General features: G+C 40.3%; 14 protein-coding genes and 1 pseudogene. 2 read left to right on the top strand and 13 right to left on the bottom strand.

The window, feature by feature from the left end; all coding sequences use genetic code 11:
• Positions 1 to 101: 101 nt before the first annotated feature.
• The 5 genes and pseudogenes from rpsU to HMPREF0850_RS07405 all read right to left on the bottom strand — a co-directional run bounded on the left by rpsU (position 102) and on the right by HMPREF0850_RS07405 (position 3,118).
• Positions 102 to 278 carry a 30S ribosomal protein S21 gene (rpsU, locus tag HMPREF0850_RS07425; protein ID WP_000048054.1) on the bottom strand — a complete coding sequence of 59 codons (177 nt, stop codon included), beginning with the start codon at positions 276 to 278 and terminating at the stop codon, positions 102 to 104.
• Positions 279 to 371: 93 nt separating this feature from the next.
• Entirely contained in the window at positions 372 to 929 is a 558-nt protein-coding gene (locus HMPREF0850_RS07420; protein ID WP_000695596.1) for a hypothetical protein, read from the bottom strand.
• 126 nt (positions 930 to 1,055) lie between these two features.
• A pseudogene (locus tag HMPREF0850_RS07415) lies at positions 1,056 to 1,675 on the bottom strand (Type 1 glutamine amidotransferase-like domain-containing protein).
• Positions 1,676 to 1,688: 13 nt separating this feature from the next.
• Positions 1,689 to 2,306 (bottom strand): class I SAM-dependent methyltransferase, encoded by a 618-nt coding sequence (locus HMPREF0850_RS07410; protein ID WP_009013938.1) that lies wholly within the window; start codon positions 2,304 to 2,306, stop codon positions 1,689 to 1,691.
• A 104-nt stretch (positions 2,307 to 2,410) separates the two neighbouring features.
• On the bottom strand, positions 2,411 to 3,118 hold the full coding sequence (locus HMPREF0850_RS07405; RefSeq protein ID WP_000864605.1) for a glucosamine-6-phosphate deaminase: 708 nt from the start codon (positions 3,116 to 3,118) through the stop codon (positions 2,411 to 2,413).
• Between the two features lie 147 nt (positions 3,119 to 3,265).
• On the opposite strand from HMPREF0850_RS07405, the gene queA reads away from it, so the two are divergent.
• Positions 3,266 to 4,294 carry a tRNA preQ1(34) S-adenosylmethionine ribosyltransferase-isomerase QueA gene (queA, locus tag HMPREF0850_RS07400; protein ID WP_009013937.1) on the top strand — a complete coding sequence of 343 codons (1,029 nt, stop codon included), beginning with the start codon at positions 3,266 to 3,268 and terminating at the stop codon, positions 4,292 to 4,294.
• Positions 4,295 to 4,355: 61 nt separating this feature from the next.
• Here the strand turns inward: queA and HMPREF0850_RS07395 are convergent, their stop codons facing one another.
• The 7 genes from HMPREF0850_RS07395 to HMPREF0850_RS07365 form a co-directional block, all read right to left on the bottom strand.
• Positions 4,356 to 5,063 (bottom strand): B3/B4 domain-containing protein, encoded by a 708-nt coding sequence (locus HMPREF0850_RS07395; RefSeq protein ID WP_000864841.1) that lies wholly within the window; start codon positions 5,061 to 5,063, stop codon positions 4,356 to 4,358.
• A gap of 13 nt (positions 5,064 to 5,076) precedes the next feature.
• Complete coding sequence (locus HMPREF0850_RS07390) at positions 5,077 to 5,529, bottom strand: MarR family winged helix-turn-helix transcriptional regulator (protein ID WP_000055209.1); 453 nt, start codon at positions 5,527 to 5,529, stop codon at positions 5,077 to 5,079.
• A gap of 89 nt (positions 5,530 to 5,618) precedes the next feature.
• Entirely contained in the window at positions 5,619 to 6,503 is an 885-nt protein-coding gene (locus HMPREF0850_RS07385) for a YihY/virulence factor BrkB family protein (RefSeq protein WP_000759524.1), read from the bottom strand.
• A gap of 35 nt (positions 6,504 to 6,538) precedes the next feature.
• Positions 6,539 to 8,593 (bottom strand): cation:proton antiporter, encoded by a 2,055-nt coding sequence (locus HMPREF0850_RS07380; RefSeq protein WP_000421619.1) that lies wholly within the window; start codon positions 8,591 to 8,593, stop codon positions 6,539 to 6,541.
• An 11-nt stretch (positions 8,594 to 8,604) separates the two neighbouring features.
• Positions 8,605 to 8,859, bottom strand: coding sequence for a hypothetical protein (locus HMPREF0850_RS07375; protein WP_000361094.1), 255 nt, complete (start codon positions 8,857 to 8,859; stop codon positions 8,605 to 8,607).
• The gene (locus HMPREF0850_RS07370; protein ID WP_000828444.1) at positions 8,852 to 9,409 is read right to left on the bottom strand and encodes a tRNA (mnm(5)s(2)U34)-methyltransferase; all 558 of its coding nucleotides are present in this window, start codon (positions 9,407 to 9,409) and stop codon (positions 8,852 to 8,854) included. Before HMPREF0850_RS07370 ends, HMPREF0850_RS07375 begins: the two co-directional genes overlap by 8 nt.
• Before the next feature lies 1 nt (position 9,410).
• A complete protein-coding gene (locus tag HMPREF0850_RS07365) occupies positions 9,411 to 10,349 on the bottom strand; it encodes a TIGR01212 family radical SAM protein (RefSeq protein WP_000867020.1) in 939 nt (312 codons plus the stop codon).
• 91 nt (positions 10,350 to 10,440) lie between these two features.
• Here HMPREF0850_RS07365 and HMPREF0850_RS07360 point away from each other — a divergent pair, with 91 nt between their 5' ends.
• The gene (locus tag HMPREF0850_RS07360; protein ID WP_025168386.1) at positions 10,441 to 10,806 is read left to right on the top strand and encodes a DUF3397 domain-containing protein; all 366 of its coding nucleotides are present in this window, start codon (positions 10,441 to 10,443) and stop codon (positions 10,804 to 10,806) included.
• Positions 10,807 to 10,915: 109 nt separating this feature from the next.
• Here the strand turns inward: HMPREF0850_RS07360 and HMPREF0850_RS07355 are convergent, their stop codons facing one another.
• Positions 10,916 to 12,538: a putative polysaccharide biosynthesis protein gene (locus HMPREF0850_RS07355; RefSeq protein ID WP_000064193.1), complete on the bottom strand. Its 1,623-nt coding sequence runs from the start codon at positions 12,536 to 12,538 to the stop codon at positions 10,916 to 10,918.
• Between the last annotated feature and the right edge of the window lie 63 nt (positions 12,539 to 12,601).

Raw genomic sequence — 12,601 nt, 5'->3', positions numbered from 1 at the left:
TATTATATCAGATTGTAGTTGGAAGTTTCCTTTTTTTGCAGGATTTACAGTATTTATTTAAAAAGTAAAAAGACTAGATTTCTCTAGCCTTTCATTTCAAATTAGAATTTTTTACGTTTACGAGCTGCTTCTGATTTACGTTTACGTTTTACAGAAGGTTTTTCATAGAATTCACGTTTGCGTGTTTCTTGAAGAGTACCAGCTTTAGTAACCGCACGTTTGAAACGACGAAGTGCATCGTCAAGAGATTCATTCTTACGTACTACTGTTTTAGACATTTTTTTCACTCCCTTCAAGTTCAAGATCTATTCTATTCTACACACAAAGTGAATAATTGTCAAGAGAAAAGCGACCATAAACTTATATTATCTTCACTTTCTTCTTTTGAAGATGAAATAAATCGCTAAGATGCAGAGAATCAAGCCCAAAATCGCTGGTTTCACAATTGATATGCCACTTCCTCCACTAAATAAAAGACTATGAGCAACCTTCAGAAACGCTCCAATTACTACCGTTGCTAATAATCCATACCAACGTCTACTCCATGTTAAGGATATAATCGCCGTAAAAAATGCTAGAATCATCGCCAGAATGATAATTTTTTCAATACTCCATCCGCTCGTTAAATAAGTCTTCTCAAAATTCAAAAATTCAATTACTTTTACATCAACTATTTCTGGCTTTGGGAACCAGAACATACTAGTGAATAAGCAAAATATAGAAAAGAAAATCAGGCTATAGGATTTTTTATAAGCTCCCATTACGATTGGAATAATAAAGAGAGGGCGAATATACCAACTCAGAGTATTCTGGTGTCTAGTAAATGCCCACTCAAAAAAGCTCGTATCTGATAAAAAAACGACAATGATAGCAATCGTTAGAAACAAGAAAATAACCCCACCTATTTTATCTAGCGTTTTTATTTTCATAACTTTTCTCTCCTTGAATTCGTAAAATTAATTCATCCATAGCAAATTCTCGCTAAGTGAGTTATCAACCTCTAATCATTTTAGTGGCAAAATATTAATGTTCTTCCAACCACATCTTTATTATCTTTATTCTATTGTTAAGATATCTATTTGCTCATCATTAACGATAATTGCTTGGCGGTTATGAAGTGGTAGCAATTCGAGCTGCTTTTTATACATTTCAAAGGTCTTTTTGCTACTATCAGTAAAAGGTTCCTCACCATAATGTGGAAGGATGTAAAAATCCACTTCATCCAATCCCGCTGTATCGGATAACTCTGTCGCTACTGTCTTGTCGTCCATGAGTTTATTGTAGTCAATATCCTTGGCTGCAATGATAGCCCCTGCTGATTCTCCCACATAGACCAACCCATCTCTTATTTGTTCTTTGATGAGAGATAGGAGTTGCTTTTTCTTTAATTCTTGTAATAAATAAAAGGTATTCCCGCCTGAGATATAAAGAATCTTGCTTTGGAAAATCTTTGCCTGTGCAGTTTCTCGATCACAAGAAGCAATATCTAGAATCTCTATCTCAAAGCCTAAATCTCTGAATGTTTGCTGAGCCTCATCGATATAGGCAGTATAGTCCTCTTTGTTCCCAGCGGTAGGAATAAATAAAACCTTTTTTCTAGATTTTTTTCCTTTGCATAATCACTAAAAAGATTTTTGACACCAGCAAAATATGAACATAAAAATAATTGTTTCATGATTGTACCTCCATTAGTTTTTAACAATTTTATAAAGGATCCACGATCCCTTTCTTTGACTAGTTACGAGCTCAAAGCCTATTGATAACAAGAATCGTTTAAATACTTCTTCGCTTTGAAATTTCAGTAAAAAATAAGATAACTTGTTATATTCACAAGCTAGTAAGAGCATCCCGTCTGATTTGAGTATTCTTCGAAGTTCCATAAAAGAAGCTTCTAGATCCTGCCAATGAAAATGAGTTTGAAAGGCTGTGATTAAATCAAAACTTTCATCAGAAAAGCCTGTCTCCCTAACGTCTCTTCGTTCAAAATTTAGATTAGCCATCTCTATCTGTTTGGCTTGAGTTATTGCGGTATCTGAAATATCGATTCCAGTTACGGTACTTTGCGGAAAAGTTTCTTTCAGCAGAATGGTTGAACGGCCGTTTCCAACTCCTACATCTAAGATTACAGGGTAAAATGTCCTATCCAGATGACGAATTGCCCATACAAACATGGAGAGATAGGCTCGATTCCACAATTTCATCATTCGTTTTCCTAGAAAGCCCGAAGGATTCTTTGATTGCTGAATTAAGCGACTAAACAGTAACATTAAAAGTAAAAAACAAATAAAACCGATTATATAAATCAAAGTTCGAGCCTCCCCCGTATAGCTATATTATACCACTTTAGCAAGATAGTGAACATTTGAAGTAAAAAGCCACTCACTCCAAAGAGCAAGTGGTTCTTGTATTTTTATTTTTCAAGTAAGCTGAGCGCTGCTGCATCCGCAATAATGGTCACATCAGGGTGGTTTTGTAGGCTACTTGCTGGTAGACTTTCAGTTACTGGGCCTGATACTGTTCCAGCGATGGCTTCTGCTTTCGACTCACCGTAAGCAAAAAGAATAATAGACTTGGCATCTAAGATGTTTTTAATCCCCATTGAGATGGCTTGAGTTGGGACGTCTTCAATCTTGTCAAAGAAGCGAGCATTGGCTTCGATAGTAGACTGGTCTAGTTCTACTAAATGCGTTTGACTGTCAAATGGAGTGCCAGGCTCGTTAAAGCCGATATGTCCATTGCGACCAATTCCCAAGATTTGCAAATCAACTGGATGGTCAGCCAAAATTTGGTTGTAGCGTTCCACTTCAGCTTCAGCATTGTCCTTAATCCCACGGGGTAAGAAGCTTTCTTTAAATGGTTTTTGGTTGAATAAGTGTTCTTGCATAAAGTAACGATAAGACTGTGGGTTGTCCCCATCAAGCCCTACATACTCATCAAGGTTCACACTGGTTAGATTTGAGAAATCAAGATCACTCTCAACGATTTCCTTGTAAAACTCTAGCGGACTGCTTCCTGTCGCAAGTCCCAATGTTTGAGCGCCATTGGCCAACTTTTCCTTCAAAATCTCAAAAGCTACTTTTCCACCTTCGACTTGATTTTCAACTTTAATAACTTTCATTTCATATCCTCCATATTTCTATATTCATTATATGGTATAGACCAATTTTTGTCAAGTGAAAACGATTTAATTTCCAAAAAAAGAGCGTCCAAACTTGAAACATGTTATAATGGATAAGATTAGAACTTAGAAAGAATGATGAAAAAAATGAATACAGCTGATTTTGATTTCCACTTACCTGAGGAGTTGATTGCCCAAACACCACTTGAAAAACGGGATGCCTCTAAACTCCTCATCGTAAACCGAGAAACAGGAGAGTTTCAGGATAAACACTTCCACTCTATTATTGATATGTTGGAACCTGGCGATGCTCTTGTTATGAACGACACCCGTGTTCTACCAGCCCGCCTTTATGGTCAAAAGGAAGAAACAGGAGGCCACGTGGAACTTCTCCTTCTCAAAAATACTGCCGGTGATGAGTGGGAAGTCCTAGCCAAACCTGCCAAACGCCTCAAGGTCGGCACTCGCGTCAGCTTTGGAGATGGTCGTCTCAGCGCTGTCGTTACGGAAGAATTGACCCACGGAGGCCGTATTGTCCGCTTTGAATACCAAGGAATTTTCCTAGAAGTTTTGGAAAGTCTAGGAGAAATGCCACTACCACCCTACATTCACGAAAAACTAGATGACCGTGAACGTTATCAAACCGTCTACGCTAAGGAAAGTGGCTCTGCTGCTGCACCGACTGCTGGCCTCCACTTCACCAAAGAACTGCTCGCAGAAATCCAAGCCAAGGGTGTCCATTTGGTTTATTTGACCCTCCACGTTGGTTTAGGAACCTTTAGACCCGTTTCTGTTGACAATCTGGACGAACATGAAATGCACTCAGAGTTCTACCAACTTTCTGATGAAGCAGCAGCCACCCTTCGCTCTGTCAAGGAAAATGGAGGTCGTGTTATTGCTGTTGGAACTACTTCGATCCGCACACTGGAAACCATCGGTTCCAAGTTTGATGGGCAAATCCAAGCAGATTCTGGCTGGACCAATATCTTTATCAAACCAGGTTACGAGTGGAAGGTTGTAGACGCCTTCTCAACCAACTTCCATCTGCCAAAATCAACTCTCGTCATGTTGGTTTCTGCCTTTGCAGGTCGTGACTTAGTCCTAGATGCCTATCACCATGCTATTCAAGAACACTACCGTTTCTTCAGTTTCGGTGATGCCATGTTTATCTATTAAAAATAGCTCCGTCATTTCTTTAGGATAGTTTATTCCTAAGAGATGACAGGGCTATTTCTGTTTAAAGTGTAATTTCTGGGGACTCAGAAGTTAGATGGACCAGTTTGCCATGAACTCCAAAGTAGTCTTTCACCAAATCCTGTAATTCTTCCATGGCAACCCGAGCACGCGCCGCCTGTTCACCATTGATCGCTTCAATGACCAAGACAGCATCCTTCGTCTCTTCTGTCAACATGGTTCTCTGGGCTTCACGCCAGTTTAAACAACGACAGACTGCTCCCTCATCATCATAATAGATGATTTCTTCAGGTAAAGCAGGCGCATCGCTTTCAGCTCCTAGTGGGAAAAAAGATTCACCCCCCTTGGCCTTTCCAAGACGAAGATGACCAGCAATCTTTTCCAAATCTTCACCACCACAGGGAACCGCATAAGATAATGAAACGCTATTATAGATATCTACTAAAGGATTAATAGGATTGAACTCTCTTCCCTGACTGACCCGCTTAAGCAGGGCTTCAATCGAAGAACGAGCACCTTTTTTCGTTTTGAACTTGCTGAAAGCCTGACGCCATTCTTGAATGACATCATTCTGAGTAAAATTCTCATCCGAAATGAAATCCTCAGCTCGTTTAGCTCCTTTATCTAGCAAGGTTTTGAAATAGGGATCCTTGCTTTCATCAACTGTATTATCTAATCCCTTTACTACTAAAACGCTAATCTGTGCTTCTGGAAACAAGCTCCAAAATTCATTTTCAACGATAACTTTCATCTTTCACCTCTTATTATAAATAATTTCTTTTCTGGCCTTTTTTGACCATATCCCAATCACTTGTAATATTTTTTCTAACCCGAATTAGTAGGCTCTCCAGTTCCCTGGCCTCTTCCCTGGAAAATCCTTTTAGGGCAGAATTCTCTGAATAGTGATGTTCAGCAAGGATAAAAGGATAAAGTGCCTCTCCTTTTTCAGTGACAAACCACTCTTTATTTTTCCGATTTGTACTGCTCATTCCTTGTTTTATTAACCCCTTTTCTTCCAGTTTTTTAACGGAACGGGCAACAGTTGAGCGATCAACCTTTAGCAAATCTGATAAAGCTTCTTGGATAATACCTGGATTTTCCTTGATTCGAACCAAATAAAGATACTGACCACGAGCTAGGTCTATATCACGAAATTCGATATTGGCAATAGAATCTAGGGCACGGGCTATAATTCCGATTTCGCGTAATAACGACATGTTTCCTCCTTTCGCATCTATGATGATAGAATAGCATATTTTTGTTGCAAATGCAACAAAAAGACACTTTGTTTTCAAAGCGTCTTTTTTTATTCTTCATTTTTTAAAAAGAATGTGTTATCACGAAATTTTGGCTCCTTCAAACTCTGTACACTGGCATTGATAACTGCTCCGATAATCAGAATCTTTGCGATGAGTATAAACCAGAACATCATGACCACCACGATAATGGAACTGAAAAATCGAACATCGACTAGATGGTTGACATAGTTATTGAAATAGACAGAAAAGATATTCAACAGAAAGACAAGCGTCAGCAAAACAAAGATACTACCAGGAAAAACGTAGCGAATACGAGGGACTCTGACATTTGGAAGGAAATAGTAGAGCATGACCAAGATGGCAAAGAGCAGGGCATAAATCAAAGGGCCTGTAAAGTCCTGTAGATAATCAAAGAAAGGACTGTCTGATTGCCAGTAAGTTTTGAGCAAGTTGAGCAACATACGCCCAAACATACTCAAAAATAAGGCTAGGGCAAAAAGAATCTGCAAGCCAAAGCTGACGAGTAAACTCATCAATTGATGGGAGATAATTCCTCGGCTCTTAGCCACTCCATAGGCCTTATTAAAAGCTTTTTGGAGAAAATCCATCGATTTCGAGAAGGTCCAAAGGGCTGACAAGACTGCAAAACTCAGCAAACCAGTCGATGGTTGAGTCAAGACTTCTCGGGCAATCTTTGCTACCACATCATAGACTGTATCTGGTACAAATTCCTTGATAGTGAGCAAAAAATTTGAAATCGGAATTTGAAAATAGGGCAAAATATTGACCATTATCATAAGCAAGGGGAAGATTGAAATCAACCAATAGTAGGCAACCGCAACACTGGTCAGTTCACTATCGGAAGCTTGATAAAAATGTAAAAAAGCTTTCAACAAGGGCCGTTCCATCAGCTCTTTCCACCACTTTTTCATGTTGCTATCCTCCTAATACAACTTGATTTTCTAAACTAATTTCTTCTGACTAATTCCATCATATCATAGGGTAGAGTATTTGCGGCTTCTTTTAGAGAATAATTCTCAAGATTGTTGACATTTTGCCGTAATTTCTTGGCATACTTGGTTGTAATCAATTTCTTCTCTTCGAATTCAAAGATTAACTTACGTTCTAGGTAGTAACCTCTTAGCATTTCATCGATATTGTTTGGTTTGATACGAGTGATAACACGTTCGACGAAGGCACCACTACCGATAATAGCTGTTTCACGCAAGCGAGACTCCTGCATAAAGCTGATCAGACTACTCTTGTAGATTCCTTTTAGGTTTTCCAAACTTTCGATAATCAACTCCGTATTCTCTAGATAGAGTTCGGATATTTGATCATAGTCAATAGCTCGAAGTCGACGTTGCTCCTTGTCATTCCAACTCCGGATGGTCTGGCCAAAGGTCAGCAATTCATGCAGGACAAAACGCAAGATACGGAGCGACACAAGGAAGTAATATGTTAGGCGGGAAGCAACCTTGCGATTAATACTCTGTTCCATATTTTTCAAATAGCGTTGGTAAACTTGATAACCACGCTCACCGATTTTCCCTTCCTCGTAAGCCTGCTCCAAACCATCGCTTTCGATACTCAGGATGAGGAGTTTTAAAGCCTCCCAGTCCTCTTGGACTCTCTTGTTTTCCAGACTAAGGATGAGGTTTTCAATCCGACCATGATAATTATCAATAGCTGCATAAAGAGGAAGTTTGTTCTTGTGATGGTCCAGCTCTTTTTCTAATTCTGCAGCTACATCATTCAGAATCGCAATATGCATCAAATGATCCTTGCTTTCCTCTTGTTCCTCAGATAAGTGAGGGAGGACCAGTAAACCTGTTAGAAAGCTTAATAGTGTAACGCCTGCTACTAGGAAGAGTAACAGAGGGTATTCCTGCTCCAAATGACTTGGTATGAGGAGAATGGTCGCGATAGATACTGTCCCTTTAACACCAGAGAAGGTTAAAAGAAGCATATCTTTCATGTACTTATGAATTTTTTTCTTAAGTCGACGCGTTCTCACAAAGTAAAAACCAGCAATCATGACAAAGCGGATCGCAAAAAGCAAGAAGGTCAGAACGACAACTGAAAGTAGTAAAAGAAAGGGATTGTAGAGAGAATTAGACAGAATCGGCTCTGCAATCAACTCTAATTCCATTCCCAAGAGAACAAAGACTGATCCGTTTAGCATAAAGGTCACTGTGTGCCAGACGGTCTCCGTCACGGTGTCTACTTGAGCCTCAAGGAGCGTAATTTTCTTAAAGCGGCTGGCCTTCAAAATACCTGCGACTACAACTGCGATAATCCCTGAAACATGGATTTCTTCAGCGATAAAGAAGGTCATGAGAGGCAAACTCAGTTCAAGCAAGAGTTCACTCGCTATATCAGTCGCTCGCACACTCAGTAAAAATGTATGCAAGAAACGATTGATCATTGCCGTCACAAAACCGACTGCAAAACCACCAAGGATTGAAAGTGCTAGGGATGTTCCAGCCTGACTGAGGGAAAAAGCGCCAGTTGTCCATGCAGCCAGTGCCACCCGAAAGGCTACCAAGCCCGAAGCATCATTTAGAAGTCCTTCTCCTTTGAGAATATTGGATACCCGTTTTGGAAAACGAAAACGCTCAGAAAGAGAAGCAAAGGCTACCAGATCCGTCGGACCAAGCGCTGCCCCAACAGCCAAACAGGCAGCTAAGGGAAGACTGAGCCAAAGGAAATGAGCCAAGGCTCCCAAACTCAAGGTCGAGATGAAAATCACTGGAAAGATTAAGTAGACAATGATGCGCCAGTGTTTTAAAACAGATGTAATATCTGCTTCTTCTGCCTCCCGGAAAAGTAAGGGACCAATAACCATGGCCAGAAACAGCTCTGTATTGAGATGAAAGTCCGCATCGGGAACAAATAAGCCAATCCCAATCCCTAAAAGGATTTGCACAAGAGGAAGGGGCAAAAAAGGGAGAAGTTTATTGGTCGTGGTTGAAATGATTAAGACAAATAAAAATAGAATCAAGTAAATGAGTAATTCCACACAATTCCTCCTTAATCTTTTTTACAACAAGATTCAAAAATCTCCTTTTGCTCTTGGATTTTCTGATCAATCTTAGAACAGTCTTTGTGCTCAATTTTTTTCTGGCATCGTTCCATTTCAAGAGCCACTAATTTTTTCTTAATTTTAAGCATTTTCTTGCTCATATGTGCTTCGTCGAGCACCCCGACTGCTCGCTCGTGATGCGTTGACTCGACAAAATTTTGGCGCATAGCCTCTAGCTTCTCACGAAGGTATTGTTTATCCATGTCTATACCTTTCTAATTTTTCAATCATAACTAAAAACGGTGGATTGTTAACTTGGTTGAGAGTCCGATAAATGGCAACTGTACACTCTTGTTGGTTCAACTGGCTAACAAAGTCCAAAACAGCATCCCTTTCAATGTCTCCTCCCTCATGACCATAGTAGATCATAATGGCAATCCGTCCCCCCTTGACAAGCAAATGGCACAGCTTTTCTAAAGCTTCAATAGTAGTCTGAGGTTGTGTAATGACAGATTTGTCAGCAGAAGGCAGATAACCCAGATTAAAAATCCCTGCCTTAGCTTCTGTCACAAACTGGTCAAGCGTCTCATGACCTTGCAAGATTAACTGGGCATTTGTCATTCCAGCCTGATACAAACGCTCTTGCGTCTTCTCCAAAGCCTGCTCCTGGATATCAAAGGCATAGACTTGCTTGGCTAACTTGGCTAAAAAAAGCGTATCATGTCCATTGCCCATGGTCGCATCCACTACGATATCATCCTGAGTCACAACCTCAGCCAAAAAATCATGTGCCATCTCAAGTGGTCTTTTCATTTTAAAACTCCTGTTTTACAGCCTTGCATCCTTGCACACTTCCACGACGGCGCATCTCAGTTTCAATAGCATTTAGCACTTCCCATTTATTGAGGCTCCACATGGGACCAATCAGCATATCTCTAGGTGCATCTCCTGTGATTCGATGGATGACAATATGCTTAGGAATGATTTCCAACTGGTCACAGATAACCTTGACATACTCGTCCTGACTCATCAGTTGCAAGCGTCCTTCGTGGTAATCTCTTTGCATACGCGTATTGGTCATGAGATGGAGCAAGTGCAGTTTAATTCCTTGAATATCATTATCCGTGACGCAGCGGCGGACATTTTCGACCATCATCTCATGAGTCTCACCGGGCAAGCCATTAATCAAATGGGAAACAATCTCAATCTTGGGATATTTCCTCAAGCGTTTTACTGTTTCAACATACAATTCATAAGAATGAGCACGGTTAATCAGGTCAGAGGTTGCTTCAAAGGTTGTCTGTAAGCCCAATTCTACCGTCACATGCATGCGCTCCGATAACTCAGCCAAATATTTGATGGTTTCATCGGGTAAACAGTCTGGCCGTGTTCCGATATTGATCCCTACTACACCTGGCTCATTGATAGCCTGCTCATATCGCTCCCGAATCACTTCCACCTTTTCATGGGTATTGGTAAAGTTTTGAAAATAAACCAGATACTTTTTAACATCTGGCCACTTGCGGTGCATAAAGTCGATTTCCTTATAAAATTGCTCACGGATAGGGGCATCTGGTGCTACAATGGCATCTCCAGAACCTGAAACCGTACAAAAGGTACAGCCCCCATGAGCTACAGTTCCATCCCGATTGGGACAGTCAAATCCCGCATCAATAGGAACTTTAAAAGTCTTTTCTCCAAAGAGTTTTCGATAATAATCATTCAAGGTATTATAAGATTTCATAACTTTCATTATAACAAAAATCACCCACAATCTCAAAAGCCTGACTTTCCTACAGATTCCCTTGTTTCTCGTTTCCTTTAATGATTTTTTATGATACAATATGGGTATGATTTTAATGAAAATAGCAGCTACTTTATTGTTGGTATTAACCCTCGTGGTCTCCATCATTGTAACAAAACTTTTTAAACTGAAAAAACTAGGACTGAACTTTGCAGATTTAGCTTTTCCACTTTTGGTATTCGAGTATTATCTTATCACTGCAAAAGCCTTTACCCACAACTTTCTGCCACGACTTGGTGTTGCACTTTCTCTCCTAGCAATCCTCCTAGTTGTCTTTTTCCTACTCAAAAAACGAAGTTTTTATTACCCTAAATTTATCAAATTCTTCTGGAGAGCAGGTTTTCTCCTAACCTTAGTCCTCTATATCGCTATGATTGTAGAATTAATGATGCTCACACCCCAATAAATCCCTAGAACAACTGATTCTAGGGATTTTAATTTATGGAAATTAAGTGTCAGCTAACCCAGACACTTAACAAGGAGCTAGCTTTTCTTTTAGTTATAAATCTATTTTGTTAAGATCGTTTAAATTTTGCTCGTAGGCGGTCTGCTTGAGGTTTCCCAATAATCTTATCCAATAGGTGAGTGCCAAGACTCATTAAACCATAGAGTCCTCCCCCGAGACCTCCGATGAGGGCTACATAAAGGAAACTCCAGAAGCGTCCTGTTGGTTGGAAGAAAAATCCTAAAATCCACTGTAGGAAACCAACCAGAATAAACATGACCATTGTCAAAATCATAATCAAAATTGTCCGTTTTAAGATAATCTTACGACGTGCACCCGTCACCTGACAAATATCTCGGTACATCAGAACATTTGGAATGATGAGACCGATGGTCGTTGAGATCAAGGGACCGTAGCTGTGGAAAATAGCAATGGTTGGCAATTGCAAGACGATCTTAGCAATGGAACCATAGACAAAATAAAGAACTGCCTTGCGGTTTCGGAACATGGCCTGAAGCATAGGAGACAAAACCATATACAAGCCTAAAATAGTAGACTGTAAAACCGCAAAGACAAACAAGCCCATGGCCAGACTATCTGGCTTACCGTAAAAGACTGTATAAAGAGGCTCCCCCACCATGACGACTCCAACTGTTGCTGGTAAAAGAAACATAAAGAGCATGGTCATACTATCTTGGACAAGACGAGCAGCGGCTCTCAAATCACCTTTTACATAATTTTCCGTCAAAAGTGGCAAACCAACACTTCCAATCGAGACACCGACAGAAATCAAAATCATAGTAATTTTATTAGGGTTGGCTGAGAAATAAGAAAACATGACAACCAAGTCTTCATTGCTGTAGTTGGTAAACCAGGTCATGCTATTGATGAAGGTCATCTGGTCTAAAATCTGGAAGAGCTGGATGGCTGATCCTGTCAGGATAAAGGGAATGGCTTCCTTGATGGTATCAACCAGGAGTCGCTTACTATTGATCTTATCCCGTGTTTCAAATACCCTCTTGAGCAAACCTTCTTGGGCAAGGAAATAGATCAAAACTGCAAAACTAGCCACCATTCCCACAAAGGCAGCAAAGGTAGACTGAGTAACCGCTGATAAGTAATCACCAGAACCCATCTTCATGATAATAAAAGTAGCCAGCAACATCCAGATAACACGGATCACCTGCTCGGCGATTTGACTCATAGCATAGGGCTTCAGGTTATTCATCCCTTGGAAAAAGCCACGGATAACACTCATAGATGGAAAAATCAGAACTGCCCAAGCCAAACTCTGCATGATAGGAATTAGGTCTGTCCCCACGCCTGATAAATCTGCCAACCAGGGAGAAAAGAGATACAAGACCAAGGCAAAGACTAGTCCCAAGCCCGTCATAAAGCCTAGAAAACTCCGAATCAAGGCAAAGCTATGCTCTTCTTCTCGCATAGTATTGTACTTAGCCACTTGTTTAGCAACCGCAACCGGGATACCCGCTGTCGAAATCAGCAAGAACCAGGCGTAAATATTATAACCCATGGTAAAGAGACCATTTGCCTTGGCGGCATAAGTCCCCATCCAAATATACCAGGGAATAATATAGATAGCACCAAGGAGGCGACTAATAAAGTTACTAGCTGTTAGCCAAGCAGTCCCTCGCAACATCTGGGCTTGCTGGTGATTATTTTCGTTAGACATAGCTTCCTCATTCAATTTTGATAACTAGGAAAAGTTCCTTATCTTCCATTATAAACTTTTCCT

Origin of the sequence: Streptococcus sp. M143 (assembly GCF_000162495.1) — a bacterium.
Taxonomy (GTDB): Bacteria; Bacillota; Bacilli; order Lactobacillales; family Streptococcaceae; genus Streptococcus; species Streptococcus dentisani.
The sequence above is the reverse complement of the archived record's forward strand: the minus strand, read 5'-3'. Positions and strand labels throughout refer to the sequence as shown.